The following is a 26,767-nucleotide window of genomic DNA, read 5'->3' as shown; positions in this document are numbered from 1 at the left end:
GGAGATCCCGCGAGCCACGGGCCCGCTCCCCCGACTCCCCCGTAGGAGGCTCCATGAGCCACGACAGTCCTGAGCCCCCCACCGCCCAGGTCCGGTGGACGGCCACCGTGCCGTCCCCCGCTCCGCGGCGGAGGCGGCTGCTGGTCCCGGCCGTGGCGGGCGCGGCCGCCCTCGCCGTCGCCGTCGCCGGCGGCGGCGTCGCCTACCTGGTGACCCGGTCCGGCGGCCCGCAGGACTCCCCGGCCCCCGCCGCAGCCCCCTCCACCACTCCCGCGGCGCGCACCCCCGCCGGGCCGATCGACGCCTGCGCCACGGTCGACGCGCTGGAGACCGACCGCCTCGTCCCCCGGGGGAAGGCGGTCGAGTCCGTCCAGGACAAGCGGGACTCGGATCTCGGCTCCATCAGCTGGAGCTGCACCTGGCAGAACCTCAACCACTCCTTCGGGGAGTACAGCCGGCAGCGCGAGATCACCGTCAAGATCACCCAGCACCAGGCGCGGAAGAACGACACCGCCGACACCGTCTCCCGGACGAGCTACGGCCACGACCTGGAGTACCACCAGTACCTGGAGCACCACCCCAACAAGGAGGCCTACTACTCCCCGGTGCGGACGCTTCCCGGCGTCGGCGACGAGGCGCACGCCCAGTACACCTGGTACAAGGGGACCACCCCGAACGCCTTCGGCGAGGGCTTCAGCCGGATCGGGGACGTCACCGTCACCGTGAAGTACCAGGCCAGCCAGCAGCGCAAGGACCTGCCCCTCTTCACCTCCACCGGGAAGAAGGCGGTCACCGAGGAGAACGCGCTGCGGGAGGTCACCCTCCTGCTCGGGCAGGTCTCGCAGTCGGTCGCGGCGTGGCGGGAGGGCCGCCCGTACGCGCGCTCGACACCCGCCCCGACGCCGACCGGCCCCACCCCGACGCCCACGCCGGTGCCGATCGCCCTGCCCGCCACCTGCGCCGCGGTGGCGCCGGTCGCCACCCCGCTGGTCCCCGGCGCGGCGACGAAGTCCGAGCGGACGCAGGACGGCGGCAGGACGATCGTCACCTGCCGGTGGAACAACCGGGAGATCCCCGTGGCGAAGGGGCTCGGGATGCGCACGGTCTTCGTCAGCTTCACCACCTTCACCAACCGGGCCGGGGCGCCGGACACCGGGGCGGCCAAGCAGTACTACATCGACCTGCGCGCCAAGGCCAAGGAGTGGGAGGGCAGCGGGTTCCAGGGGCTCTTCTACTACAAGGTGACCGAGCCCAAGGGCTGGGGGGAGCGCGCCCACTACCAGTACCGGAAGAACCGAACGCCGAGCGCGCACGCGGGCATCGCCGACAGCGCCGTACTCACCGGCCCGACCGTGATCGAGGTGACCCACGGCGGCTCCGAACGGCCCGAGGGAACACCGATCAACTCCCCCAAGTCCGTCCTCATGCCGCAGAAGCAGGCCGTCGCCGGGCTCCTGCCCGTCACCGAGGCCGTCGTCGAGGCCTTCGAGCGCACGGGGATCGAGTAGCGGTGGCCTCCCCGCCGTCCCCCCCGTATCCCGCCCCGCCCCCCGCCGGGCCGCGGCGGCGCTGGATCGCGCCGGTCGTGGCGGGCGCCGCCGCGCTCGCCGTCACCGGCGGCGTCGCCGTCCACCTGGCGACCCGCCCCGGCCCGGCCCCCTTCTCCGGGAGCGCCTCGGCAGGCGCCTCCGGGGACGCCTCCGCCTCTCCCGCCGCCCTGACCCCGCCGGGGGCCCCCGACGTCTGCGCCATGATCGGCGGAGCCGAGACCGGCCGCCTCATCCTGGAGCCGGAAGTCGAGCGGGACAGCAGCGACGACTCCGGCAGGACCACCTGGAGCTGCCGCTGGAGCGGGGACTTCACCTCCTCCGGCGGCCGCCCCGTGCACAACAAGATCACGATCACGGTCGTCCGGCACAAGGGCGACCAGGACAGGAGCGCCGTCGCCGCCGCCCAGGGCGGCTACGGCTTCGACCTCCAGAACGGCCGGCGCTTCGCGACGGCCCCGCCCGAGGGATACCGCCACTCCCGGCCGGTGCAGCTCACCGGAGTCGGCGACGGCGCCCACGTCCGGTTCTCCCGGCCCCTGGCCGAGAGCGGCGGCATCACCTCCGCAGAGGGGTTCAGCCGGGTCGGGGACGTCACCGTCGCGGTGAAGTACGACCGCTACCTCCGGGGAGCGCCCGCGGAGCCCGGCCTCGAGAAGGACGCGCTGCGGGAGGCCGGGCTCCTGCTCCGGCAGGCGACGGAGTCGGCCGCGGCGTGGCGGGAGGGCCGGCCGTACGCGCGCCCGACCGCCGTCCCGGAGCGGTCCCCCACGCCCGCGCCCACCGCCACGCCCACACCCACGCCCGTCCCGATCGCCGTCCCCCCGGCCTGCACCGCGCTGGCACCCGCCGTCACCAGGCTGGTCCCCCGCCCGAAGACCGGAGCGGGCCGCACGCGGGAGCAGGACCGGACGACCGTCACCTGCTGGTGGGAGAACCCGGACATCCGCAGCCCGGGAGGGCTGAGCCTGCGCGCCGTCTCGGTGAGCTTCACCTCCTTCGCCGACCGGGCCGGAGGCCCGGACCACGAGGCGGCCCGCCTGCACTACGCCGAGCGGTACGCACGGGCCGTACGGCTGCAGCGGGAGGGCAGGGACCCCGCCTACCCCGGGGTCTCCTACGGATCGGTCGCCGAGCTGCGCGGGCTGGGCGAGCGGGCCTACTCCCAGTACCGGCGGCACCGGACGCCGGACCTGTACGCGGGGGCCGCCGGCGTTCTCGTCCTGTCCGGCTCCACCGTGATCGAGATCGTCTACGCCGGCTCGGAACGGCCCGAGGGCAGGGGGGTCGACTCCCCGAGGTCCGTCCTGCTGCCGCTGCGGGAGGCCGTCACCGGCGTCACCCCGCTCGCCGGGGCGGTCGTCAGGGCCTTCCGGCAGGCGGAGCCCGGCTGAGGGAACCGGCCGGGAGCGGGGGCGCCCGGCGGAACGGCGCCCGGCGCGGAATGCACCCCGCTCCATCGTCCGCCGGTAAGCAGACAGGCATCGCGGATCAACGACGAAAGGAGCGGACGGGTCCGCGTCTCCGCGGACCCGTCCGCTCCCGGTGGTCCTTCAGCCGGCCGCCGGGCCGGAGGTCGTCGCGGTCAGGCCGCGGCGGGGGAACCGACCCGGCCGGCCACGCTCAGCGCCCAGCGCATCCGGGCCGCGTAGGTCTCGGGGTGGTCGCCGGCCTCCTGGGCGACACAGGCCACGCAGTCGGCGAGATCCTCGTGGCAGGCCCGCAGCCGTTCCTCGACGGCCGTGCGGACCTGGTCCGGTGAGGGGTCGTCGGATGCCTGCAGCGCGGAGGCGAAGAGAACCTGTGCCAACTCGGGAACGCTCATCGTGATCGGCATCGCATGCCTCTCTCCCCGGGGTTCTCCGGGCCCCTCAGGACCCCGGTGGTGCCCCGTCTGATCGTTTATGCCCTGCTCACAACTCCATCATGTCGAACGCCACTGACATTTCCAGAGTTCCGGCATCCCTTCCGGAGAAGACCGGCCCCTCCCGGGCCTCAGGCGCCGAGATCCCCGTAGAGCTCGGCCAGGTCCACGAGCAGCACATCGGGATCGCTCCCGGCGGCGAGAGCCCGCAGCTCGTCCGTGAACCCGGCGCCGCTGAAGCAGGCGAGCCGGGTCGAGGCCGTGTCGTACCGCCCCCCCTGGGCGATGAGGGAGCGGATATGCCGCAGGCGGTCCAGATGCCCCATCCCCATGACGTCGTTCCATTTGGCCTCACCGATCACCAGCAGGGGCGCCTTCAGCCCATCGCCGATGCCGGCCACCGCGACGTCCACCTCGTGGCCGGTACGGCGGGCCGCGTCGTTGACGACACCGTGCCCGACCTTGGCGGGAAGCCCGCCCAGGAGGTCGGGGTCGGCGTGGTGCGATGCCCAGTCCCGGCAGACCTGCTCGAAGTGCGGCCCGAGGATGTTGCTCACGAAGCGACGGCGGCTGGCCTGCCAGACCCGTCCGGCCGCGCCGGGGCGCTCCAGCTGGTCCCAGACCGGCCGCATGATGGCGTGGTAGAAGCCGACCAGCGGCTCGGCGATCCGGTAGGCGGGGCGGTTGTCCCGCAAGACGTCCGCGTCGCGGTGGAGCAGTCCCGCGTCCTCCAGGACGTTGATCGGGTGCGCGATGTCCGCGGCCTTCCGCTCCAGGTAGCCGGCCATGCCGCTGCGGGTGGCGTTGCCCTCGGCCACCGCCGCGAGCACCGAGTGGTACAGGGTGGGGTCCCGCAGGTCCGGCTCCTCCGCCAGCAGATATCTCGCCTCGCGGAACAGCGGGGTCTCGGGGCTCAGCACGGTGCGGACGACCCAGTCGTCGAAGTCCTCCGGCCCGCTCGGGCTGTCTCCCCGGGCGAACTCCTTGCGGTAGGCGGGCGTGCCGCCGACGATCGCGTTCACCCGCAGCGCCAGATGCGGATCGGAGAGCCCCCAGAAACGTGCGGCGAGCCGGTGGTCCAGCGTGCGGACGACCAGTTCGAGACCGGCCCGGCCACGGAGGGGGGCGTTCCCCGCGAGCAGCTTGCCCATGGAGGAGAGCGCGGACCCGCACAGCAGCAGCCGCGTGCGCGACTCCGAGCGCTCCGCGCGCAGTGGGCGGAAGGCCTGCTGGATGATCGAGGGCAGCTCGGGGTTGGCCTTGGCCAGATAGGGGAACTCGTCGATGACCACCGGCACCGGACGGTCGCGCCCCAGGGCGAGCAGCGCGTCCACCACCTCGAACCAGTCGGCGAAGTGGTACGGCGTGGGCGGCGAACCGTAGGCGGTGAGCGCGGTGCTGATCCGCCGCAGCGACTCGGGGTCGGCGGCCTCGGTCGCGCCGAAGTAGAACCCTCCCGCCGCCGTGCACACGGCATCCAGCAGGAAGGTCTTGCCCTGCCGGCGGCGGCCGGAGACCACGCCCAGGGTCGCCCCGGGCTGCGGATCGGTGGCGAAGCGGGAGAGCGCCGACCACTCGTAGTCGCGGTCGAACATCGCGGCGGGCTTGTCCACTTCACCTCTCAAGATATGGGGATGCACTTATGTAAAGTGTAGTCCCATATAGGTGTCAGCGCTCTGAGAACCGCGGTCCGGAAACACGAAGACCCAGGCCACGATGTGGCCTGGGTCTTCGATCGGTGCGCCGCCAGGGACTCGAACCCCGGACCCGCTGATTAAGAGTCAGCTGCTCTAACCAACTGAGCTAGCGGCGCTTGCGATGGGTCAACTCTAGCAGCCCCGCCAGGTGGAACGCACACCTCCCGGAGCGCCCGCCGGGGAGCCGGGGCGGGTCGCGGGGACGCGGCGCCGGCCGTCCGCCCGACCGCGCGGACGTCCGGGAAAGACGACGGAGCCGGACGGTTCCCCCAACCGTCCGGCTCCGTCTTTACCTCGCGGGCCTCTCCCTCGCCTCCCCCAAGACTCGGGCGGCTCCGCTCAGAGACGCGATCCCCCGCGTCCTGTTCCGGTGAAAGTCCATATGACGCCCGCCGTACGCCCCCGTGTGCACCACTGCGAGGCTTGCGGGCCTGTCGACCTGCTTCAACACTACCGAGCCGATTGCAACGAGCACGTCATCCACAGGTTGATTCTGGCCCTACAGCCGGAGTTGACCCGGTATAGCCAGGACCGTCGCCGCCCCGTCACCCGGGCAGCTCCAGGATCACCTCGGTCTCGTTGCGCAGGGCGTTGCTCACCGTGCAGTACTTCTCCTCCGCCCGGTGGGCCACCGCCCGGAAGACCTCCTCGGCCTTCTCGTCGCCCTCGGGCAGCTCGACGTCGTAGGAGACGGTGATGGGGCCCAGCTTCGAGGTCTCGACCTTCTCGGCGTGCACGGTCATCGCCAGGCGGACCAGCCGGTGGCCGCGCTTGGCGGTGAGGGGCTCGACGGTGACGATGTTGCAGCCGCCGAGCGCGGCGAGCAGAAGCTCCACGGGGGTGAACACCCCCTGCTCGTCGCCGCCGCCCATGGCCACCTCCGCCCCGCGGTCGTTGCGCGCGACGTATCCGTCCTCGGTCCGCTCCACGTTCACCGACGCCACGGCGTGTCCCCTCTCGTCACCTGCCGATCACCCTACCGAGACCGGCGGACCCGGCGGGAAACCCCTGCCCGGGTCAGGCGTCGGGATGCTTGGACAGGTAGTCGACGTAGAACGGGCGCAGGGCCTCGCCGAGCTCACCCGCCCCCGCCGCCATGGCATCGCTGAGCAGGGCCGAGACCCGGCTGAGGTCGTTGGCCGCCTCGTCGCTGTTCCCGCTGGCCGCCTCGGCCGCCGGGATCACCTTGAGCAGCTCCCACAGGAACCCGAAGTCTCCGTGGCGCACGGCGTAGTTCACCGCCCGCTCGTGCAGTTCCTGCGCCGGCAGCGCTTCCAGCTGATCCGTTTTCACTGAACCCACCCCCTTACGCCCCCTCTGCCCCCGGATCCAGGTGATCATTCACGATCGGCGCGCCGGACGGGCGTCCCGCCCCCTCGGCATCCGCGATCCCGGTACGGCGACCGCCACAGTGATCCTGGTACGGCGACCGCCACAGTGATCCCGGAGTGTCTAGTGTCTTGGTATACACATCCTCATCGTGAAGACCGACCGCCCATCCGACCGACATCGCGAGGACGCCCCAGCGTGAAGATCATCGTCAAAATCCTCATCGTGGCGGCCGCCCTGTGGGCGGCCACCCAGCTCGTGGACGGCATCACCGTCTCGGGCGACACCACCACCAAGAACGTCCTGACCCTGCTCGCGGCCGCCCTGATCTTCGGCCTCGTCAACGCGGTCCTCAAGCCGATCATCAAGACCGTCGGCTGCGCGTTCTACGTCCTCACCCTCGGCCTGTTCGCCCTCGTCGTGAACGCCGGCCTGCTCCTGCTCACGAGCTGGATCTCCGCCCAGCTCGACCTCCCCTTCCATGTGGACGGCTTCTGGGCCGCCTTCTGGGGGGCGATCATCGTCGGCGTGGTGAGCTGGCTGCTCGACCTGGTCCTCGGCGACTGATCACACCGGAACCGCACGGGCCCGCCGTCAGCGGGCGCCGACCGAGCCGCGTTCGCGGAGCTGGGGCGCCTGGACGATGCGGCGGTGGTGCGGATCGCCCTCGGCGGCGCCGACGACCAGGCGGACGGCGGCGCCGACGATCCCGTCGATGTCCCAGTCGACCGTCGTCAGCCCCGGGGTGAGCAGCCCGGACATGGGGTGGTCGTCGTAGCCCATCACGGCCACCTCGTCCGGGATCGCCAGTCCCCGCCCGGCCGCCGCCGCGTACACCCCGTAGGCGATCGAGTCGGCGAAGCAGAAGAACGCCCGGTGCCCGGCGGCCAGCGCCCGGCCGGCCGCCTCCGTCGCGCCCGCCAGCGCCTGCGGGGCGGTGACGACCTCGATGTCCAGCCCCAGCCGCGCGGCCTCCGCCAGGACGTGCACGTCGGCGGGGCGGTCGGGGGTGCTGGCCCGGGTCGGCGTGAGCACGGCGGCCCGCCGGTGCCCCCGCCCGCGCAGGTGCTCCAGGGCCAGGGTCACCCCGGCCCGGTTGTCGAACACGACCTCCCCGGCCGTCCGTGCCCCGGCCAGCGCGTCCCCGATCGCCACCACCGGCAGGCCCTCGCAGAGGGAGGCCCAGAACGGCGCCGCCGGGTCCACCGGCTGCACGATCAGCGCGTCCACCCGCTGGTCGCGGAGCTGCCCGGCCAGGACGCGCTCCCGCGCCGGATCTCCCGCCGCGTCCAGGATCAGCGCGTAGTGGTCGTTGTCCTTGAGGCCTCGGCCGATGCCCACGGCCAGCGCCTGCTGCCAGAGGTCCTCCAGGGAGCCGCAGAGCAGGCCGATCATCCCGGTCCGGCCGCTGGCCAGCGCGCGGGCGATCGGGTCGGCCTCGTAGCCGAGCTCGGCGGCGGCCCTGCGGACCCGCTCGATGGTCTCCTCGGAGACCTGCATGCCGCGCAGGGCGTAGGAGACGGCGGCGGGGGAGAGACCGGTGGCCTTGGCGACCTCGCGGATCGTCGCGCGTTTGCGTGGCTGCGGCACCCGGCAAGCTTATGCCCCTCCTCCCGGGCCGGGGATGGACGGGCGCACCGCCCGGCGGCGTACCGGAACCTACACGATTACCTGTATTGTAGGTAGGAAATTAGATAAATGGAGGTGGAGATGGCCGTCGACGTGCACCAGCATCTGTGGACGCCCGCGTTCACCGACGCGCTCCGGCGCCGCACGGCACCGCCCCGCCTCGACGGCTGGACCCTCCACCTGGACGGCGAACCGCCCTGCGAGGCGGACCCGCGCGACCACGACCTCGCCACCCGGCTCGCCCGCAACGCCGGCCTCGACCTGGCCCTGGTCTCGCTGTCGAGCCCGCTCGGCGTCGAGACGCTTCCGCCGGAGGAGGCCTGGCCGATCATCGACGCCTACCACGACGACGCCCTCGCCCTCCCCGCCCCCTTCGGGGCCTGGGCCGCGACCTGCCTCACCGAGGCCGACCCGGTGCGGCTGGAGGCGGACCTCGGCCGCGGCCTCGCCGGGCTCCAGCTCCCGGCGACGGCCGTGGGGACCGAGGAGGGGTGGCGGGGCGTCGCCCCGCTGCTCGACGTGCTGGCCGGGCGAGGCCTGCCGCTCTTCGTCCACCCCGGCCCGGCCGGACGTTCGCAGAGCCCCGGGTGGTGGCCGGCGGTCGTGCCGTACGTCCAGCAGATGCATGCCGCGTGGTTCGCGTTCGCCGCCTTCGGCCGCCCCCGGCACCCCGGCCTGCGGGTCTGCTTCGCGCTGCTGGCCGGGCTGGCCCCGCTCCACACCGAGCGGCTGGCCGCCCGGGGCGGCGGGGGCCGGGGGCGGGTGGACCCGCGGGTCTTCGTGGAGACCTCCTCCTACGGCCCCCGGGCCGTCGACGCGACGGTGCGCGAGCTGGGCGTCGACGTCGTGGTCAACGGCTCCGACCAGCCCTACGCCACCGCCCCCGACCTGCTGCCCCCACTCGGCGAGGCCGCCCGGCACGCCGTTACCGTCACCAACCCGAACCGGCTGCTGAACCGGGAGGAGCCCCATCCGTGAACCAGTCCCAGAGCCGTGGGCGCTGCGCGCTCCCCGCGTTCCCCAGGCCCGCGCCACCCGCGCCGCCCGTCCCGGCGGGGCCGTCCCCCGAGCCGCCCGGAGGGCCGCGGTGAGCTTCGCGTCCCTGCCCGCGCGCACCCTCGACCGGCGCGAGCTGCGCGACCTGGTCGACGCGCTGGCCGCCGACCCGTCCCGCTGGGCGGACCTGGTGGCCTTCCCCGAGGAGGGGGGCCGCCACTACGCCTCCCTCTACCGGGACTCCCACATCGACGTCTGGCTGCTGTGCTGGCGGCCCGGCGACGACACCGGCTGGCACGACCACGACATCTCCTCCGGCGCCGTCCGGGTGGTGGCCGGGGCGCTCCTGGAGTGCAACCCCCGCATCGGCGGCGAGCACCTGGAGACCGTGGTCTCCTCGGGCGAGTCGTTCTCCTTCGGCCCCGACCACATCCACCGGCTGACCGGCGCACAGCCCGGCAGCGTCTCGATCCACGCGTACTCGCCGCCGCTGTGGCGGATGGGCCAGTACTCCATCGGCGAGACCGGCCTCATGCGCCGCGTCTCGGTCAGCTACGCCGACGAGCTGCGGCCCGTGGACGAGCCCGTGGGCGACGTCGCCTGAGGCGCGCCGCCCGTCAGAGCACGCGCTCCCTGACGGCCCGGGCGATGCCCGGGTCGTCGGCGAAGACGCCGTCCAGGCCGAGCCGGTAGAGCTTCTCCAGCCAGCCCATCACGTCGCCCGTCGCCCTCGGGAACGCCGGGTTGGCCGGGTCGCCGAGCCGGAAGTCCACCGGAAGCTGGGAGTTCTCGTTCCGCACGGTCCAGGTGTGGACCTTCAGGCGGGCCCGGTGGGCGTCGTCGACCAGCGTCGTGGGCGCGAGCAGGCGCCCGTCGGGACCGGCCGGGACGATCCGCCGGGTGTCCACGCCGATCCCGTCGGCGTAGCCCGCGACCTCGCGCAGGCCCTCCGGGGTGACCATGGTGTCGTAGGTGCGCGGGTCCCCGGCGGCGGTCCAGTCGTACGGCGCGCCGCTCGCGCTGATCAGCTGGATCAGCGGGAGCTGCGTCCTCCTGCGCAGCTCGCGCAGGTTGGCGGTCTCGAACGACTGGATGAAGACCGGGTCGCGCCGCCCGCGCCAGCCGTACCGGGACAGCACCTCCAGCAGCGGCTCCTCCAGGGAGAGCCCGATGGAGTCGAAGTAGGTGGGGTGCTTGGTCTCGGGGTAGACGCCGACACCGTGCTCCTTGGCGAGCTGCACGACCTCCTCGAAGGTCGGGATCTGCGCGAGGCCGTTGAAGACGGTGTTGTCCGGGCGCAGGTCGGGGATGCGCTCCTCCGCCCTGAGCGTCCTCAGCTCGGCGAGGGTGAAGTCCTCGGTGAACCAGCCGGTCACCGGCCGGCCGTCGATGGTCTTGGTGGTACGGCGGGCCGCGAACTCGGGGTGGCCCGCCACGTCCGTGGTGCCGCCGATCTCGTTCTCGTGCCTGGCCACGAGAACGCCGTCCTTGGCGGAGACCAGGTCGGGCTCGATGTAGTCGGCGCCCAGGGCGATCGCGGCCTCGTAGGAGAGCAGCGTGTGCTCGGGCCGGTGGGCGCTGGCGCCCCGGTGGCCGATGACGACGGGTTCGGCGGAGGCAGGGCCGCGGCGGTCCGCGGCTGCGGGCTCGGGTCGGTTCAGCACAACGGCGACGGTACCGGTCGCGAGGACGGCCAGGGCGGCGGCGGGGGCCTCACTCCCGGCGTACGGCGGGCGCGTCCGCGGCGCCTCCCCCGCGGGCGGTCCCGGACGGCGCCGGGCGGCCGGCCGGGAACCCGGCGGCCAGCTGCACCGCGCACGCGCCGAGCCCGGCGAGCAGCGGCAGCGTCCAGCCGCCCGAGACCTCCCTGAGCACGCCGATCAGGAACGGCCCGAGCGCCGCCAGCACGTACCCGGCGGACTGGGCGACGGCCGAGAGCGCGGTCACCGCGGCGGGGTCGGGAGCGCGGAGCGTGATGATCAGCAGGGCCAGGGCGATCGAGGCCCCCTGGCCGACTCCGAGGAGGACCATCCACAACCAGGGGACGGTGGTGGGGGCCGCCAGCACCCCGGCGTACCCGGCGGCGGTGAGCAGGGTCGCGACCGCCACGTGCGGCGCCTGCGAGCGCGCCCGCCCCGCGTGCACCGGGACCATGAGCGTGACCCCGACCTGCACGAGGTTGGACAGGCCCAGCAGGTAGCCCGCCTGGTCCGCCGGGAGCCCGGCCTCCTGGAAGATCGTCGGCAGCCAGGCGAGCGTGACGTAGAACGTCAGCGACTGAACGCCCATGAAGACCGTGACGAACCACGTCGTCCTGCTGCCCAGCAGCTCCCGGAACGGCCTGCGCTCCGCCCTCCCCCCGGCCCGGGGCCGCAGCGCCTGGGGCAGCCAGAGCACGGCCGCCGCCACCGCGGGGACCGCGGCCATCGCGGTCACCTCGCGCCAGCCGTACCCGGTGGCGTGCTCCAGCGGCACCGTCAGCCCGGAGGCCACGGCCGCGCCCAGGACCAGGGCGGAGACGTAGACCCCGGTGAACAGGCCGACCCGGTCGGGGAAGTGCTGCTTGACGACGGCGGGCATCACCACGTTCATGACCGCGATCGCCGTGCCGGCGACGGCCGCGCCCGTGTACAGGGCGGGCACGCCGCCCGCGGCGCGCAGCAGGATCCCCGCCGCCAGGACCAGCAGCCCGGCCAGGAGCACCCGGTCCAGGCCGAACCTGCGGGCCAGCGGCGGGGCGAGCGGGGCCAGCGCGCCCAGGCAGACCACCATCACCGTGGTGATCGCGCCGCCCCCGGCCGGACCCAGCCCGAGGTCCCCCATGATCTCGTCGAGCACCGGCGAGATCCCCGCCAGTGCGGGCCGCAGGTTGAACGAGGCGAGCACGAACCCCGCGACCATCACCGTCCACGACAGACCGACCCGGCGCTCAGACACCGTTCAACCTTCGCACAGCTCCCGGCGCCCGCGGTGACCGGGGCGAGGCCGCCGCCGGCGATTGACCGGCCCTGTCCGGATTCAGTATGTTCGCACAGAGAACCTACGTTCGCACAGCGAACAAATGTGAAGGGGGCAGGATGGCCACGGTGGTCCCACTCGCCGAGGCGGTGGCGGAGCTCGTCCGCGACGGCGACAGCGTCGCCATGGAGGGCTTCACCCACCTCATTCCCTACGCGGCCGGCCACGAGATCATCCGCCAGGGGCGCCGCGACCTCACCCTCATCCGGATGACCCCCGACCTGGTCTACGACCAGCTCATCGGGATGGGCTGCGCCCGGCGGCTGGTCTTCTCCTGGGGCGGCAACCCCGGCGTCGGCTCGCTGCACCGCTTCCGCGACGCGGTGCAGAACCGGTGGCCGGCCCCGCTGGAGATCGAGGAGCACAGCCACGCCGGCATCGCCAACGCCTACGTCGCCGGGGCCTCCGGGCTGCCGTTCGCCGTGCTGCGCGGCTACCGGGGCACCGACCTGCCCTCCCGGACCGCGAACATCAGGCCCATCACCTGCCCGTTCACCGGCGAGGAGCTCACCGCCGTCCCGGCGATCAACCCCGACGTCGCGATCGTGCACGCCCAGCGCGCCGACCGGAGCGGCAACGTGCAGCTCTGGGGGATCACCGGAGTGCAGAAGGAGGCCGTGCTGGCGGCCCGGCGCTCCCTCGTGACCGTGGAGGAGATCGTCGAGGAGCTGGAGCCCCGCCCCGGGGCGGTCGTGCTGCCCGGCTGGGCGATCACCCGCGTCTCGGCGGCGCCCGGCGGCTCCCACCCCTCCTACAGCGCGGGCTACTCCGTCCGCGACAACGCCTTCTACCAGGCCTGGGACGAGATCTCCCGGGACCGCGAGACCTTCCTCGCCTGGATGGGCGACCACGTCCTCGACCGTTCCGCGACCGCCTCGGAGGCCGGCCGATGACCGTCTCGCCCGCGGGCTCCTACACCTCCGACGAGATGATGACCGTGGCCGCCGCCAGACGGCTGCGGAGCGGCTCGTGCTTCGTCGGCATCGGCCTGCCCAGCGTCGCGGCCAACCTGGCCCGCCGCACCCACGCCCCGGACCTCGTGCTGATCTACGAGTCCGGGACCGTCGGCGCCAAGCCCTCCCGCCCGCCGCTGTCCATCGGCGACGGCGAGCTGGCCGAGACCGCCGACGCCGTCGTGAGCGTCCCGGAGATCTTCAACTACTGGCTCCAGCCCGGCCGCATCGACGTCGGCTTCCTCGGCGCGGCCCAGATCGACCGGTTCGGCAACATCAACACGACCGTGATCGGCCCCTACGAGGACCCCGGGGTCCGGCTGCCCGGCGCGGGCGGGGCGCCCGAGATCGCCGCCTCCTGCCGCGAGGTGACCGTGATCGTACGGCAGAGCCCCCGCGCGTTCGTCGACCGCGTGGACTTCGTCACCTCGGTCGGCTTCGGCTCGGGCCCCGGCGACCGCGAGCGCCTCGGCCTGCGCGGCAGCGGCCCCCGGACGGTCATCACCGACCTCGGCGTCCTCGAACCCGACCCCGCCACCTGCGAACTGGTCCTCACGCACCTGCACCCCGGCGTCACCCTGGAGGCGGCCCGCGCCGCCACCGGCTGGGAACTCGCCGCCGCCTCCGGGCTGCGCGAGACCGAACCCCCCACCGCGCAGGAGCTCGCCGCCCTGCGCGGCCTCACCGGAGAACGACAGTGAACCCCGCCGGGAACCGGTGCCCGGCAGCGGATATCGCCGGGCGCCGGTGCCCGGCGGACGGGAGAACCCGATCATGAACGATGTCTTCGTCCTCGACGCGGTCCGCACCCCCATCGGCCGGTACGGCGGGGCGCTGGCCGAGGTCCGCCCCGACGACCTGGCCGCGCACGTGGTGCGGGCCCTGGCCGGGCGCTCCCCCGATCTCGACCCGGCAGCCGTCGACGACGTGTTCTTCGGCGCGGCCAACGGCGCCGGCGAGGACAACCGCGACGTCGCCCGGATGGCCGTCCTGCTCGCCGGGCTCCCGGTCACCGTCCCCGGCACGACCGTCAACCGGCTCTGCGGCTCCGGCATGGAGGCCGCGATCGCCGCCTCCCGCGCGGTGGCCGTGGGCGACGCCTCACTGGTGATCGCCGGCGGCGCGGAGTCGATGAGCCGCGCGCCGTGGGTCATGCCCAAGCCCTCGCGCGGCTTCGACCGGGGCTCCCGGACCCTGCACGACACGGCCCTCGGCTGGCGCATGGTCAACCCGCGGATGCCCGCCGAGTGGACGGTGGCGCTGGGCGAGGGCGCGGAGATCCTCGCCGACCGCTACAAGATCACCCGCGAGGCGCAGGACGCCTTCGCCCTGCGCAGCCACCACCGCGCCGCCGCGGCGTGGGACGCCGGCGCCTTCGCCGCCGAGGTGGTCCCGCTGGACGCCCCCGGCGGCCCCGCCCTCGCCGCCCTCGACCGCGACGAGTCGATCCGGGCCGACACGAGCACGGAGTCCCTCGCCCGCCTCAAGCCGGTCTTCCGCCCCGGGGGCACCGTCACGGCGGGCAACGCCTCCCCGCTCAACGACGGCGCGGCCGCCCTGCTCCTCGGCGACGGGGCGGGCGCCGCCCGGGCCGGGCGGCGCCCGCTGGCCAGGATCGTCTCCCGGGCGGTGACCGGCGTGGAGCCGCACCTGTTCGGGATCGGCCCGGTCGAGGCCGCCCGCACGGCGCTCAGGCGCGCGGGGCTGGGCTGGTCCGACCTGAGCGCGGTCGAGCTCAACGAGGCGTTCGCCGCCCAGTCACTCGCCTGCCTGGCCGAGTGGCCCGGCCTCGACCCGGAGATCGTCAACGTGAACGGCGGGGCCATCGCCCTCGGCCACCCGCTCGGCTGCTCCGGCGCCCGCGTCCTGGGCACGCTCGCGCACGCGCTGCACCGCCGGGGCGGCGGGTACGGCCTGGCCGCCATCTGCATCGGTGTCGGCCAGGGACTGGCCGTGGTCCTGGAGGGAATGCCCTCGTGAAAGACCCCGGCGGGTCCGGTACGGCCACGGGCACGCGGCCGTACCGGACGACCGGAACCGCGTCCGGAGCCGGGGCCGGTCGCACCGGCCGTCCCGGGGGCGGCGCAACGATACGCATCCAGCGGAGGTGGTCATGACCTCGTCACGAGCCGACGGGTTGTTCTCGGGGACGTTCTCCCGGGGCGGGGCTGCGGCGGAGGTGTCGGACTCCGGGTGGCTGGCGGCGATGCTGGACGCCGAGGCGGCGCTGGCCGCCGCCCAGGCGGAGCTCGGCCTCATCCCGGCCGGGGCGGCCGAGGCGGTCGCGAAGGCCTGCGACCCCGGCCTCTACGACCTGGCCGAGCTGGGCCACCGGGCGGGTCCGGCGGGCAACCCGGTGATCCCCCTGGTCGCCGCCCTGCGCGAGCGGGTCGAACCCGGCCTGCGGCGGTACGTGCACCACGGCGCGACCAGCCAGGACGTCAACGACACGGCCGCGATGCTGGTCGCCTGCCGCGCCCTCGTCCCGATCCTGGCCGACCTGGCCGCCTCGGCCGAGGCGTGCGCGCGGCTCGCCGCCGAGCACCGCGGCACCCTGATGGCCGGGCGGACCGTCCTGCAGCACGCCGTGCCGATCACCTTCGGGCTGAAGGCGGCCGGCTGGCTGAGCGCGCTGGACCGCGCCCGGGAGCTGCTGACCGGGCTGGACCTGCCCGTGCAGTACGGCGGGGCCGCCGGCACGCTCTCGGTCCTGGGCGGTCGCGGCCACGAGGTCCTGCCGCTGCTCGCGGCCGAGCTGGAGCTGGCCGAGCCGCTCCTGCCCTGGCACACCGACAGGACCCCGGTCGCGGAGCTGGCCTGCGCCCTCGGCGTGGCCTCGGGAGTGCTCGGCAAGATCGCGACCGATGTGAAGCTGCTGGCCCAGACCGAGGTCGGCGAGGCGGCCGAGCCGCAGGCCCCCGGGCGGGGCGGCTCCAGCGCGATGCCGCACAAGCGCAACCCGGTGGGCGCCATGTCGGTGCTCGCCTGCGTCCAGCGGGTGCCCGGCCTGGTGGCCTCGGTGCTCGGCGGGATGGCCCAGGAGCACGAGCGCGCGGCCGGGCCGTGGCAGGCGGAGTGGGAGACGCTGGGCGAGCTGCTCCGCCTGACCGGCTCCGCCGCGGCGTGGCTGGGCGAGGTGCTGGAGGGTCTGACCGTCGACGCCGCGCGGATGCGGGCCAATCTCGGCACGACCCGGGGGCTGCTGATGGCCGAGCGGGCCGTCGCCGTGCTCGGCGGCTCCCCCGAGGCCCGCGCGGCGGTGGACGCCGCCTGCGCGCGGGCCGTCGCGGACGGGCTCTCCCTGCGGGAGGCGCTGCTCGCCACACCCGGTGCGGAGCTGGAGCCGGAGGAGCTGGACGCCGCCCTCGATCCCGCGGGCCATCTCGGTTCTGCCGGGGTCTTCGTCGACCGGGTGCTCGGCCGGGCGGGCGGGGAGGGCTGACGGCGGGCCGGAGCCGTACCGGGAACCGGGCCGCGCCGTGCCGTCCGGGGCGGCGCTAGGGTTCGATCGGACGAGGAGGAGCAGATGGCCGAAGCGGTCGACCGCGGCTCGGATCACGTGCAGTCGCTGGCCAGAGGGCTCGCGGTGATCCGGACGTTCAGCGCGGCCGCGCCCGAGCTCACGCTCAGCGAGGTCGCCCGCGCCACCGGGCTGACCCGCGCGGCGGCCCGGCGGTTCCTGCTGACGCTGGTGGACCTCGGCTACGTCCGCACCGACGGGCGCCTGTTCGCCCTCTCCCCCCGGGTGCTGGAGCTGGGCTACGCCTACCTGTCCAGCCTCTCCCTGCCCGAGGTCGCCGCGCCGCACCTGGAACGGCTCGTCGCCGAGGTGCACGAGTCGGCATCGGTGGCGGTGCTCGACGGCGAGGACGTCGTCTACGTCTCCCGGGTGGCGACCACCCGGATCATGCGGGTGACGATCAGCATCGGCACCCGCTTCCCGGCCCACTGCACCTCGATGGGGCGGGTGCTGCTGGCCTGGCTCCCCGCCGAGCGGCTCGACGCCTACCTGGACCGCGCCGAGCTGCAGGCGTTCACCGCCAGGACCCTCACCTCGCCCGCCGCGCTCCGCGCCGAGCTGGAGCGGGTCCGCTCCCAGGGGTGGTCCATGGTCGACCAGGAGCTTGAGGAGGGCCTGCGCTCGCTCGCGGTCCCGATCCGGGAGCGCTCCGGCCGGGTGGCCGCGGCGATGAACATCTCCTCCCACGCCAGCCGTACGACCGCCGAGTCCGCCCGGCGCGACCTGCTGCCGCCCCTGCTCGCGGCGGCGGCCCGGGTGGAGGCCGACCTGCACGCGACCGGGGCGGCGGCCACCGCCCTGTCCCGTTGAACGCTCCCGGAGCGGCCGGCCGCCGTACGGCCACGCCGATGACAACGTTGTCCGCAGGCCGATGCTGGGTGATGATCGGCCTGTGACAGGGAGCATGCGGGGACGCCCCACGATGAAGGACGTCGCCGCGGCGGCCGAGGTGGCGCTCAAGACCGTCTCACGGGTCGTCAACGGCGAGCCGGGGGTCAACCCCGCCACGGCCGCGCGGGTGCTGGCGGCCATCGAGCGGCTCGGCTACCGGCGCAACGAGAGCGCCCGGGTGCTGCGCGGCGGCCGGACCGCGACGATCGGCCTGGTGATCGAGGACGTGGCGGACCCGTTCTACTCGGAGATCAGCCGGGCGGTCGAGGACGTGGCGCTCCGGCACGGCTCGCTGGTGCTCAGCGGCTCGTCCAGGGAGGATCCCCTGCGTGAGCGGGAGCTCGTGCTCACCTTCTGCGCCCGCCGGGTGGACGGGCTGGTCATCGTCCCCGCCGGATCCGACCACGGCTACCTGCTGCCCGAGCTGGACGCGGGCGTCGCCGCCGTCTTCGCCGACCGGCCCGGCGGGCTGGAGGCCGGCCCCGTGCGCTGCGACACCGTGCTCTGCGACAACGCCGGCGGCGCGCACGCCGGGACGGTCCACCTGATCCGCCACGGGCACCGCCGGATCGCCTTCCTCGGCGACGACCCGTCCATCTTCACCGCCGCCGAACGGCTGCGCGGCTACCGGCGGGCGCTGGCGGACGCGGGCCTCGGCCCCGACGACGCCCTGGTCGCGATGGGTCCGGCGGAGGGGTCCGGGGCCGCGCTGGAGCGCATGCTCGCCGGGCCCGAGCCGCCCACGGCGGTGCTCACCGGCAACGGCCGGATCACCGTGGCCGTGCTGCGCGGCACCCGGCACCGCCCCGCCCTGGTCGGGTTCGACGACTTCGAGCTGGCCGACGTGCTCTCACCCGCGGTCACCGTGGTGGCCCAGGATCCGGCCGGCCTCGGCCGCACCGCCGCCGAGCTGCTCTTCCGCCGCCTGGCCGGCGAGCACGGCCCCGCCCGGCGGATCGAGCTCCCGACCCGGCTCATCCCCCGCGGCTCGGGCGAGCTCCCGCCGTGACCCGTGGGGCCGGACCGCCCGCGCCCCGGTGTCAGAGCCGGGTACCGCCGGGCAGGGAGTCGAGCCAGCCGGTCAGGCGGGCGCCCTGGCGCAGCATGACTCCGGGGTCGCGCAGGGCGTTGGCCAGCAGCGACATGCCCTGGTAGGCGCCCACCAGGGTCAGCGCGAGCTCGTCGGGATCGGGCAGCCCGAGCTCGCGGAACTGGCGTTCGACCCAGTCCAGCAGCAGCCGGATGACCTTGCCCGCCTCCACGTCCAGGCCCCCTTCGGGGCGTTTGTCCAGCTCGACGGCGAGTGTTCCGGTCGGGCAGCCGTAGCGGGCCGCGAGGTCGCGCTGGCCGACCCACGCCTCCACCAGGTCCTTGAGGCGCTCCCTCGGGTCGGGGAGGCGGTCCAGCCGCCCGGTGAGCAGCTCCAGCTGCCGGGCGTGCTCGCCGAGCGCGGCCGCGACGAGCTCGTCCTTGGTCTTGAAGTAGTAGTACACGTTGCCCACGGGCACGTCGGCGGCGCGGGCGATGTCGGCGATGGTGGTGCGGTCCGCGCCCTGCCGGTGCACGACCCGGGCGGCGGCGGCCATCAGCCGCTGCCGCTTTCCGGCCGCGGCCCTCCCCCGGGAGCCCTTCGAGTCAGTCACCCGACTAACTATATGGCCCCGGTTGTGCTACGGTCCTTCTCAGTCAGTCGACTAACTAACTTCTGGGGAGACCATCATGATCGTTGTCACGGGAGCCACCGGGAACGTCGGCCGGACGCTGGTCCGGCTGCTGGCCGAGGCGGGCGAGCAGGTGACCGCCGTGTCCCGCCGCATCGGCGGCTCCGACGTGCCCCGGGGCGTCCGCGCGGTCCCCGCGGACCTCGCCCGTCCCGAGAGCCTGCGCCCTGTCCTGGAAGACGCCGACGCCCTCTTCCTCCTCGTGTCCGGAGACCTCTTCGCCTCCGGACGCACCCCGGAGGAGGTCATCTCCGGCACGAGCGGAGCGGGCAGGATCGTCTTCCTCTCCTCGCAGGCCGTCGCGACACGCCCGCGCAGCGTCTCCCACGGCCGCTTCGGCGGAGGATTCGAGCGCGCGGTCATGGACTCGGGGGCGGAGTGGACGATCCTGCGCCCGGGTGGGTTCGCCTCCAACACGTTCGCGTGGGCCGAGTCGGTCCGCACGCGGCGCACGGTCGCCGCGCCGTTCGGCGACGTCGGGCTTCCGGTCGTCGACCCCGACGACATCGCCGAGGTCGCGGCCGCGGCGCTGCGTAAGCCGGAGCACGGCGGCCGGATCTACGAGCTCACCGGACCGGAGCCGGTGAGCCCGCGGCAGAGCGCCGACGCCATCGGCCGGGCGCTGGGAGAGCCCGTCGCCTTCGCCGAGCAGAGCCGCGAGGAGGCCCGCGCGCAGATGCTGGCGTTCATGCCCGGACCGGTCGTGGACACCACCCTGGCCATCCTCGGCGAGCCGACCCGGGACGAGCAGCGGGTCAGCCCGGACATCGAGCGCGTCCTCGGCCGCTCCCCCGGCACGTTCGCCGCGTGGGCCGAGCGCAACGCCGCGGTCTTCCGCTGACTCCCGGCAACCCGGGCGGGGACGTCCGTGAGAACCTCACCGGACGGTCCCCGCCCGGGCCGCGCGGCGGCCGTCCGGCTTCAGCCGGTGAAACCTGCGGCACGCAGCCGCGCGGCGATGCCGTCCAGACCGCAGGGGTCCGCCCAGCGGGAGCGCGGATCGATCTCCTCCATGCCGCCGATCACATCCAGCCCCCGGCCGAGGAGCACGCCCTGCGGATGGGCGGAGTAGACCGGGGTCCCGGCGGGGAGCCCGGCCCGATCCTTGATCACGGCTCCCTGCGGAGAATGCGGATGGACGAAGACCAGGACCCGGGTGCCCGCGGGTATCGCGCGCCGGAAGTCGGCCACCGAGTGGACCGGGGTCTCGTTCCTCCAGATCCCTCCCTGGAAGAACTGGACGTGGACCACGTCTCCGGCCTGTCCCTTGAAACGGTCGCTCACCCGCACCGGCATGAGCACGTAGTGCGTGCGATCACCGGGAATGCCCTCCTCGGCCACCCGCCCCGGCAGGAAGTCCTCCACGGTGCCCGCGACGACCAGCGGGACCTCCGCCACCAGTTCCTCCGGCGAGTTGAGCGGGTCGTAGTCGTAGGCGACCTGCCGGAGCAGCCTGACGTTCAGCTGCCGGGCGGGGGCCGGGACACACACGGAAACGGGCTCTGGCGCGTCCGGCCCTGTGGAGGCCGGCGCCGGTGCGGCCACCGGTGCGTCCGTGGCCATGGGCGTCCCGGTGCCCGCGGGAACCGGGCTCGCCGTGGTCACGGGTGCCCCGCAGGCGGCCAGCGCGAGGACGAGCAGGAGGACGGCCAGTCGCATGATCATGAGACGCGGGCGGGCCCCGCCCGGTTCAGCCCTTGAGGGCGCCGGCCATGAGGCCGCGCATGAAGAAGCGGCCGAGCAGGACGTAGACGACCATGGTGGGGATGGAGGCGAGCAGGGCGGCGGCCATCTGCTGGCTGTAGGGGACGGTCTGGGCCCCGGCGATGTTGTTGAGCATGACCGTGGTGGGCCAGCTCTGCGGGCCGGTGAGGAAGACGGCGAACAGGAAGTCGTTCCAGAGCGCGGTGAACTGCCAGATGACCACGACGGCGAAGGCCGGGCCGGAGACCGGCAGCACCACCGAGCGGTAGGTCCGCAGCATCCCGGCGCCGTCCACCCGGGCCGCCTCGATGATCTCGTCCGGGATGGTCACGTAGTAGTTGCGGAAGATCAGCGTGCAGATCGGGATGCCGTAGACCACGTGCGCGAGGACCAGGCCGGGGATGCCCCCGTAGAAGACCCCGTTCAGCCCGGTCAGCTCGTTGAGGTTCACCAGGAGCTGGACGAGCGGGATCATGACCCCCTGGTAGGGGATGAACATCCCGAACAGGAACAGCGTGAACACCACGTCCGCGCCGGGGAAGCGCCACTTCGAGAGCACGTAGCCGTTCATCGAGCCGAGGACCGCCGAGATCAGCGAGCCGGGCACGGCCAGCAGCACGCTGTTGGCGATGCCCGGCGCGAGCTTCTCCCAGGCCACCCGCCACGGCTCGAACGTCCACGTCTCGGGCAGGGCCCAGGCCCGGGAGGGGTCGGCCTCGGTCAGCGGCTTGAAGCTGGTGACCAGCAGCACGTAGACGGGGATCAGGAAGACCACCACGAAGGCGGCGAGCACCGCCAGCCGGACGCCGCGGGCCCACCGCGCCCGCCGTACGGCCCGCTCGCCCCCGTCCCCGGCGCCCCGGGTCTCCGGTGCCCGTACGTCCTGCGCCGTCATGACCGCCTCTCCTTGCGCAACGACCAGACCAGGTAGGGGATGACGAAGACGCTCACCGCGATCACGATGTAGGCCGCGATGGTGGCGCCCTTGGCCGGGTCGTGGGAGTCGAAGACCGCGACCCACATGAACACGGCGGGCACATCGGTGATGATCTGCTTGCCGGAGACCGCGACGATCAGGTCGAAGGCCTTCAGCGAGATGTGGCCGAGGATGATCAGCGCCGACAGGGTGACCGGGCGGAGCATCGGGAGCACGATGCGCCGGTAGACGTCCCACTCGGTGCAGCCGTCCACCCGGGCGGCCTCGCGCAGTTCCTCCGGGACGCCCCGGAAACCCGCCAGGAACAGTGCCATGACATAGCCGGACATCTGCCAGATCGCCGGGACGGCCATGGCGGCCATCCCCCAGTCCGGATCCCGGAACCACTGCCACTGCAGGAACTCCAGCCCGAGGCCGTCCAGGAGCCGGTTCAGCCCGACCGCGCGCTCCCCGGTGCCGGAGTTCATCAGCCAGCGCCAGACGACCCCGGTCGCCACGAACGAGATCGCCATCGGGAAGAGGTAGATCGCCCGGAAGGTCCCCTCACCCCGGATGCCCTTCTCCATCAGGAACGCCAGCAGCCAGCCCAGCACCAGCGCCCCGCCCACGAACACCGCCGTGAAGACGATCGCGTGGTTCACCGAGAGGTGCCAGCGCTGCTGGTCCCAGAGCCCGATGAAGTTCTCCAGTCCGACGAAGCTCCCCTCGGAGATCTCGTCGTGCTTGTCGGTCATCGCCAGCCGGAAGTTCCAGCCGAGCATGCCGTACACGAAGACGGCGATGGCCGCGATCGACGGCGCCACCAGCAACAACCCCGGCAGCCACCTGCGTACCCGTGTCACTGACGTCCTTTCTCCGACGCCCTTTCCGACGTACACCCTGTTTCTGGCGCACGGCCCGGCGCGCGGCTCTCACGGCGCACACCCCTCCGGTACGGCCCGCGCCCCGCCGGGACACGGGCCGTACCGGCGGCCACCGGCCGATCACGGCCGGCCGGCGGCCCGGAGATCACTGGCCGGAGATCACTGGCCGGAGTTCTTGGCGGCCTCGGCCAGGGCGGTCTGCAGCGCCGCCACGTCCTGCGACTGCTGGAACAGGCCGACCGCCTCGTTGATCGCCGTCCGCCAGGCGTCGTTGACCGTCACGCCGTGCTGGATGGAGCCGGCGAGCTTGTTGCTCCCCCAGTCCTTCAGCGCGTCGGCCAGGTAGTCGGTGTAGAGCGAGGCGTCGGCGTCCTTGCGGGCCGGGATCGAGCCCTTCTTCGGGTTGAAGGCGTCCTGGCCCTCCTTGCTCGCGGCCACCTTCAGCCAGGCCACGGCCCCGTCCCTGTTGGGCGCGCCCTTGGGCAGGGTGAAGCTGTCCGACAGCCACATGAACGTGCCGCCGGTGCCGGGCGCGGGCGCCCAGTCGAAGTCGGTCTTGGACGTCTTGCCCAGGCCGCCGTCGGGCGGGTTGTGGAAGTAGCCGTAGGCCCAGTCGCCCATGATGGTGAACCCGGCCTCGCCGTCGGCCACCTGCTTGGCCGCGGGCTGCCAGTCGTCCTGCGGGTCGCCCGCGTAGGACATGATCGTCTTGAAGTCGTTCAGGGCCTTGGTCATCGCCGGGCCGGACCAGTCGGAGTTCGCCGTCCACAGCCGGTTGTAGGCCTCGGTGCCGAGCGAGCCGAGCAGCACGCTCTCCAGCAGGTGCACGACCGTCCACTCCGAGCCGATCGAGAGCGGGACCTTGCCCTTCTGCTTGACCTTCTCCAGCGCCGCGACGAAGTCCTCGATCGTGGCGGGCACCTCCGTGACGCCCGCCTCCTTCAGCACGACGGGGCTGAACCACATCACGTTGGAGCGGTGGATGTTCACCGGCACCGAGTAGATCTGGCCGTCCACGCTGATCTGGTCGACGAGCTGCTGCGGGAAGACGTCCCTGAGCTTGAGCTCGTCGTAGAGGAAGTTGACCGACTCCAGGTCACCGGCCTTGATGTAGCCCTGCAGCTCCGCGCCCGCGTGCCCCTGGAAGGTGTCCGGCGGCGTGTCGGCCTGCAGCTTCGTGGCGAGCAGGGCCCTCGCCTTGTCCCCGGAGCCGCCGGCCACGGCCGCGTCGAAGAACGTCAGCCCGGTGTTCTGCTTCTCGAAGATCTCCTTCATGGCCTTCAGACCGTCGGCCTCGCCGGGCCCGGTCCACCAGGAGAAGACCTCGACCTTCTTCGCCGCATCGGCCTGCGGGCTCTGCGCGGACCCTCCGCCGTCGCCGCACGCGGTCAGGGTGAGCAGGCCCGCCACGGTGACCGCGACGGCCGACATCCACCGTCGTCGCATAACTTCCCGTCCCTCCTGGGTCATTGGTGCGGCATGTGCGCCGCCGGTCCCCCGAGAAAGGTGACAACGTTGTCAGTAGGGCAATCAACCCACTTCACCCCGACCGGCGTCAAGGCCGCGCGCATAACGTCTGCGCCACGCCGGGCGGGGCCGCCCTCCCGGCACGGCGGGCCGCGCACCACCTCCCCCGGTACGGCGGCCGCCGCTCCACCGGTTATCCGATGGCGAACTGTCGGTGGCGGCGCTCACACTGCTGGCATGGCGGACACTCCCCCGGAACCACACCCACCGGCTCCGCACCCGCAGCCGGGCTCCCGCACGGCGGACAGCCCTCCCCTGGCGGACGCCGCCCCCGAAGCGCCCGGGGAATCCACCCCCGAGCTCGGCGAGCTCACCTTCTCCGACAGGCACGCCCGCGCGGACAAACTCGTCGGCATCGGCTTCCTGACCATCGCCCGCCGCCTGCCCGCCCTCGTCGTGCACGCCGTGTCCTGCACCCGGTACTGCCCGACGCCTGGGCGGCCGTGCGCACGGCGCGCGTGCGCTACCGGGATACGGGCCAGTGCTCCGGCCGGAAGGACTCCGTTGCCCAATTACGTGGATCACCCGGTGAGCTCCAGCAGCAGGTCATTCTGATGCAGGACACGAGCCGCTTCCACGGCGTCGCGCCGAATTGGGCAACGGAGTCCTTCCGGCCGGGGGTGAAGGCCTGCGCGGGAGAGCCGTCAGGCCCGCGCCTGCCCTAAGCCGGGTGGTTCTGCTGCTCGATGTACTGCCGCAGGACGCTGAGCGGCGCCCCGCCCACCGACCCGGCGAAGTAGGAGCCCGACCACAGCTTGTTCGCCCGGTAGTAGTGGCGGGCCAGTTCGGGGAACTCGGTGCGCAGCCTGCGGGAGGAGACGCCCTTGAGGGAGTTGACGAGCTTGGAGACGGCGATCTTCGGCGGGAAGTTCACCAGCAGGTGCACGTGGTTGCTCTCGCCGTCGAACTCGGTCAGTTCCGTCTCGAAGTCGGCGCATACGTCCCTCGTGATCTGCTCCAGGCGCTCCAGATGGGTGCCGGCGAAGACCGGGTGCCGAAACTTGGTCACGAAGACCAAATGGGCATGCAGGGCGAAAACGCAGTGTCTACCTGTTCTGATGTCTCCATACTCGGCCATAACCCAATGGGGGGATCAGGGCGTGCAACTCCGGTACAACTTCCGCCTCTACCCGAAGCCGGGTCAGCGCGCCGCGCTGGCGCGGGCGTTCGGGTGCGCGCGGACGGTGTACAACGACGGGCTGCGTGCACGTCAGGATGCCCGCGCCCAAGGATTGCCGTACGTCTCGGACACCGAGTTGTCCAAGCGGGTCATCACGCAGGCCAAGCAGACCTCGGAACGCTCCTGGCTTTCCGAGGTGTCGGCGGTAGTGCTCCAGCAGGCCCTGGCCGATCTGAACACCGCCTACCGCAACTTCTTCGCCTCCCTGTCGGGCAAGCGCAAGGGGCCGAAGGTCACCCCACCCCGGTTCCGGTCGAAGAGGGACAACCGGCAGGCGATCCGCTTCACCCGCAATGCCCGGTTCTCCATCACGGCGGGCGGGAAGCTGCGCCTGCCGAAGATCGGAGACATGGACGTGCGCTGGTCGCGGGATCTGCCGTCGGCCCCCTCAACCGTGACGGTCATCAAGGACGCGGCCGGGCGGTACTTCGCGTCGTTCGTCGTCGAGACGAGCGACGAGCCGCTGCCCGAGACCGCGTCGGAGGTGGGCATCGACCTGGGTCTGACGCATTTCGCGGTGCTCTCGGACGGCCGGAAGATCGACAACCCGAGGTTCCTGCGCCGCGCCGAACGCCGCCTGAAGAAAGCACAGCAGGCCCTGTCCCGAACAGCGAAAGGGTCGAACCACCGCAAGAAAGCCGTCGTCAAGGTCGCCAAGGCTCATGCCCGAGTGGCCGACGCGCGCCGGGACTTCGCGCACCAGCTGTCCGCCACGTTGATCCGCGAGAACCAAGCGGTGGTCGTGGAGGACCTAGCCGTGAAGGGCCTGGCCCGCACAAAGCTCGCCAAGTCCGTGCACGACGCGGGCTGGTCGCAGTTCGTCGCGATGCTCACCTACAAGGCCGCCCGGTACGGCCGGACCCTCATCAGGATCGACCGCTGGTTCCCCTCGTCGAAAATGTGCTCGGTCTGCGGGGCGCTTGCCGCCTCCATGCCGCTCAACGTCCGGGAGTGGGAGTGCGCCTGCGGCGCGGTCCATGACCGGGACGTCAACGCCGCGATCAACATCCTCGCCGCCGGACGGGCGGAGAGGCTAAACGCCTGCGGAGGGACCGTGAGACCCGCCGCCTAGCGGAGGGCAGGACCCGGTGAAACAGGAAGCCGCAGAGGTGCCGCATGACGCGGCACGGGCTGAATCCCCGGCCTTCAAGGCCGGAGAGCGCGTCAAACGACGATGTACGCGCTGATCCCCGCGCACCGCCACAAATGGATCATCGCCGAACTGTCGGCCGACCGCGAGCCCGCCGCGGAGGTGCGTTCGTTCACCATGCGCGGCTTCCTGATGCGGAGGTACGACGCGATCTCTACACGGAGCTCTACGATCTCCAGGCCCGCGCCTACTCGGCCTGACGGCGGCCGGGTCACCGGTGTGGGGAAGCGGCCAGTCGTAC

General features: G+C 73.1%; 26 protein-coding genes and 1 tRNA gene. 13 read left to right on the top strand and 14 right to left on the bottom strand.

The genetic code is table 11. The annotated features are described in order from the left end of the window. Positions 1-53 precede the first annotated feature (53 nt). Both FHS22_RS12060 and FHS22_RS12055 read left to right on the top strand, forming a co-directional pair. Complete coding sequence (locus FHS22_RS12060; protein ID WP_184941101.1) at positions 54-1,508, top strand: hypothetical protein; 1,455 nt, start codon at positions 54-56, stop codon at positions 1,506-1,508. A 2-nt stretch (positions 1,509-1,510) separates the two neighbouring features. Continuing rightward, on the top strand, positions 1,511-2,941 hold the full coding sequence (locus FHS22_RS12055) for a hypothetical protein (protein ID WP_184941099.1): 1,431 nt from the start codon (positions 1,511-1,513) through the stop codon (positions 2,939-2,941). Positions 2,942-3,132: 191 nt separating this feature from the next. Here FHS22_RS12055 and FHS22_RS12050 read toward each other — a convergent pair whose 3' ends face one another. The 5 genes from FHS22_RS12050 to FHS22_RS12030 all read right to left on the bottom strand — a co-directional run bounded on the left by FHS22_RS12050 (position 3,133) and on the right by FHS22_RS12030 (position 6,401). Further along, entirely contained in the window at positions 3,133-3,384 is a 252-nt protein-coding gene (locus tag FHS22_RS12050; RefSeq protein WP_184941097.1) for a hypothetical protein, read from the bottom strand. 158 nt (positions 3,385-3,542) lie between these two features. After that, a complete protein-coding gene (locus tag FHS22_RS12045; RefSeq protein WP_260407872.1) occupies positions 3,543-5,036 on the bottom strand; it encodes an AAA family ATPase in 1,494 nt (497 codons plus the stop codon). Between the two features lie 114 nt (positions 5,037-5,150). Then, positions 5,151-5,224, bottom strand: a tRNA-Lys gene (locus FHS22_RS12040). 429 nt (positions 5,225-5,653) lie between these two features. Further along, positions 5,654-6,052: an OsmC family protein gene (locus tag FHS22_RS12035; protein WP_184941095.1), complete on the bottom strand. Its 399-nt coding sequence runs from the start codon at positions 6,050-6,052 to the stop codon at positions 5,654-5,656. A 73-nt stretch (positions 6,053-6,125) separates the two neighbouring features. After that, on the bottom strand, positions 6,126-6,401 hold the full coding sequence (locus FHS22_RS12030; protein ID WP_338047716.1) for a hypothetical protein: 276 nt from the start codon (positions 6,399-6,401) through the stop codon (positions 6,126-6,128). 234 nt (positions 6,402-6,635) lie between these two features. On the opposite strand from FHS22_RS12030, the gene FHS22_RS12025 reads away from it, so the two are divergent. Further along, positions 6,636-7,004 (top strand): phage holin family protein, encoded by a 369-nt coding sequence (locus FHS22_RS12025; RefSeq protein WP_184941092.1) that lies wholly within the window; start codon positions 6,636-6,638, stop codon positions 7,002-7,004. A gap of 27 nt (positions 7,005-7,031) precedes the next feature. On the opposite strand, the gene FHS22_RS12020 is transcribed toward FHS22_RS12025, so the two are convergent. Then, the gene (locus FHS22_RS12020) at positions 7,032-8,027 is read right to left on the bottom strand and encodes a LacI family DNA-binding transcriptional regulator (RefSeq protein WP_184941090.1); all 996 of its coding nucleotides are present in this window, start codon (positions 8,025-8,027) and stop codon (positions 7,032-7,034) included. A gap of 108 nt (positions 8,028-8,135) precedes the next feature. Here FHS22_RS12020 and FHS22_RS12015 point away from each other — a divergent pair, with 108 nt between their 5' ends. Together FHS22_RS12015 and FHS22_RS12010 are read left to right on the top strand one after the other, a co-directional pair. After that, positions 8,136-9,044, top strand: coding sequence for an amidohydrolase (locus FHS22_RS12015; protein ID WP_260407871.1), 909 nt, complete (start codon positions 8,136-8,138; stop codon positions 9,042-9,044). Positions 9,045-9,153: 109 nt separating this feature from the next. Continuing rightward, a complete protein-coding gene (locus tag FHS22_RS12010; RefSeq protein WP_184941089.1) occupies positions 9,154-9,666 on the top strand; it encodes a cysteine dioxygenase in 513 nt (170 codons plus the stop codon). A 13-nt stretch (positions 9,667-9,679) separates the two neighbouring features. Here the strand turns inward: FHS22_RS12010 and FHS22_RS12005 are convergent, their stop codons facing one another. Together FHS22_RS12005 and FHS22_RS12000 are read right to left on the bottom strand one after the other, a co-directional pair. After that, entirely contained in the window at positions 9,680-10,723 is a 1,044-nt protein-coding gene (locus tag FHS22_RS12005) for a glycerophosphodiester phosphodiesterase (protein WP_260407887.1), read from the bottom strand. Positions 10,724-10,775: 52 nt separating this feature from the next. After that, positions 10,776-11,999: a CynX/NimT family MFS transporter gene (locus FHS22_RS12000; protein ID WP_338047714.1), complete on the bottom strand. Its 1,224-nt coding sequence runs from the start codon at positions 11,997-11,999 to the stop codon at positions 10,776-10,778. Between the two features lie 140 nt (positions 12,000-12,139). Here FHS22_RS12000 and FHS22_RS11995 point away from each other — a divergent pair, with 140 nt between their 5' ends. The 6 genes from FHS22_RS11995 to FHS22_RS11970 all read left to right on the top strand — a co-directional run bounded on the left by FHS22_RS11995 (position 12,140) and on the right by FHS22_RS11970 (position 18,453). Next, positions 12,140-12,973, top strand: coding sequence for a CoA transferase subunit A (locus tag FHS22_RS11995; RefSeq protein ID WP_184941087.1), 834 nt, complete (start codon positions 12,140-12,142; stop codon positions 12,971-12,973). After that, entirely contained in the window at positions 12,970-13,734 is a 765-nt protein-coding gene (locus FHS22_RS11990; protein WP_184941085.1) for a CoA-transferase subunit beta, read from the top strand. Before FHS22_RS11995 ends, FHS22_RS11990 begins: the two co-directional genes overlap by 4 nt. 73 nt (positions 13,735-13,807) lie before the next feature. Next, complete coding sequence (locus FHS22_RS11985; RefSeq protein ID WP_184941083.1) at positions 13,808-15,013, top strand: thiolase family protein; 1,206 nt, start codon at positions 13,808-13,810, stop codon at positions 15,011-15,013. A 133-nt stretch (positions 15,014-15,146) separates the two neighbouring features. After that, the gene (gene pcaB, locus FHS22_RS11980) at positions 15,147-16,475 is read left to right on the top strand and encodes a 3-carboxy-cis,cis-muconate cycloisomerase (RefSeq protein ID WP_184941082.1); all 1,329 of its coding nucleotides are present in this window, start codon (positions 15,147-15,149) and stop codon (positions 16,473-16,475) included. Positions 16,476-16,559: 84 nt separating this feature from the next. Continuing rightward, the gene (locus FHS22_RS11975; protein WP_184941080.1) at positions 16,560-17,363 is read left to right on the top strand and encodes an IclR family transcriptional regulator domain-containing protein; all 804 of its coding nucleotides are present in this window, start codon (positions 16,560-16,562) and stop codon (positions 17,361-17,363) included. Between the two features lie 94 nt (positions 17,364-17,457). Next, positions 17,458-18,453 (top strand): LacI family DNA-binding transcriptional regulator, encoded by a 996-nt coding sequence (locus tag FHS22_RS11970; RefSeq protein ID WP_260407870.1) that lies wholly within the window; start codon positions 17,458-17,460, stop codon positions 18,451-18,453. Between the two features lie 31 nt (positions 18,454-18,484). On the opposite strand, the gene FHS22_RS11965 is transcribed toward FHS22_RS11970, so the two are convergent. After that, on the bottom strand, positions 18,485-19,087 hold the full coding sequence (locus tag FHS22_RS11965; protein WP_184941078.1) for a TetR family transcriptional regulator: 603 nt from the start codon (positions 19,085-19,087) through the stop codon (positions 18,485-18,487). 76 nt (positions 19,088-19,163) lie between these two features. On the opposite strand from FHS22_RS11965, the gene FHS22_RS11960 reads away from it, so the two are divergent. Beyond that, entirely contained in the window at positions 19,164-20,006 is an 843-nt protein-coding gene (locus FHS22_RS11960) for an NAD(P)H-binding protein (RefSeq protein ID WP_184941076.1), read from the top strand. Positions 20,007-20,086: 80 nt separating this feature from the next. Here FHS22_RS11960 and FHS22_RS11955 read toward each other — a convergent pair whose 3' ends face one another. From FHS22_RS11955 to tnpA, 5 genes are all read right to left on the bottom strand, one after another. Continuing rightward, positions 20,087-20,824 carry a hypothetical protein gene (locus FHS22_RS11955; RefSeq protein ID WP_184941074.1) on the bottom strand — a complete coding sequence of 246 codons (738 nt, stop codon included), beginning with the start codon at positions 20,822-20,824 and terminating at the stop codon, positions 20,087-20,089. Between the two features lie 31 nt (positions 20,825-20,855). After that, entirely contained in the window at positions 20,856-21,764 is a 909-nt protein-coding gene (locus FHS22_RS11950; RefSeq protein ID WP_184941073.1) for a carbohydrate ABC transporter permease, read from the bottom strand. After that, entirely contained in the window at positions 21,761-22,648 is an 888-nt protein-coding gene (locus tag FHS22_RS11945) for a carbohydrate ABC transporter permease (RefSeq protein ID WP_184941071.1), read from the bottom strand. Before FHS22_RS11945 ends, FHS22_RS11950 begins: the two co-directional genes overlap by 4 nt. A gap of 180 nt (positions 22,649-22,828) precedes the next feature. After that, positions 22,829-24,115 carry an ABC transporter substrate-binding protein gene (locus FHS22_RS11940; RefSeq protein WP_184941069.1) on the bottom strand — a complete coding sequence of 429 codons (1,287 nt, stop codon included), beginning with the start codon at positions 24,113-24,115 and terminating at the stop codon, positions 22,829-22,831. A 742-nt stretch (positions 24,116-24,857) separates the two neighbouring features. Further along, positions 24,858-25,274 (bottom strand): IS200/IS605 family transposase, encoded by a 417-nt coding sequence (gene tnpA / locus FHS22_RS11935; RefSeq protein ID WP_184941067.1) that lies wholly within the window; start codon positions 25,272-25,274, stop codon positions 24,858-24,860. Between the two features lie 22 nt (positions 25,275-25,296). Here tnpA and FHS22_RS11930 point away from each other — a divergent pair, with 22 nt between their 5' ends. Next, complete coding sequence (locus FHS22_RS11930) at positions 25,297-26,448, top strand: RNA-guided endonuclease InsQ/TnpB family protein (protein WP_184941066.1); 1,152 nt, start codon at positions 25,297-25,299, stop codon at positions 26,446-26,448. Positions 26,449-26,767: the final 319 nt, after the last annotated feature.

It is taken from the genome of Thiemannella venezuelensis (genome assembly GCF_014203605.1).
Lineage (GTDB): Bacteria > Actinomycetota > Actinomycetes > Streptosporangiales > Streptosporangiaceae > Planomonospora_A > Planomonospora_A venezuelensis.
Note: the sequence above shows the minus strand (reverse complement) of the source record. Positions and strands in the feature narration are given on the sequence as shown.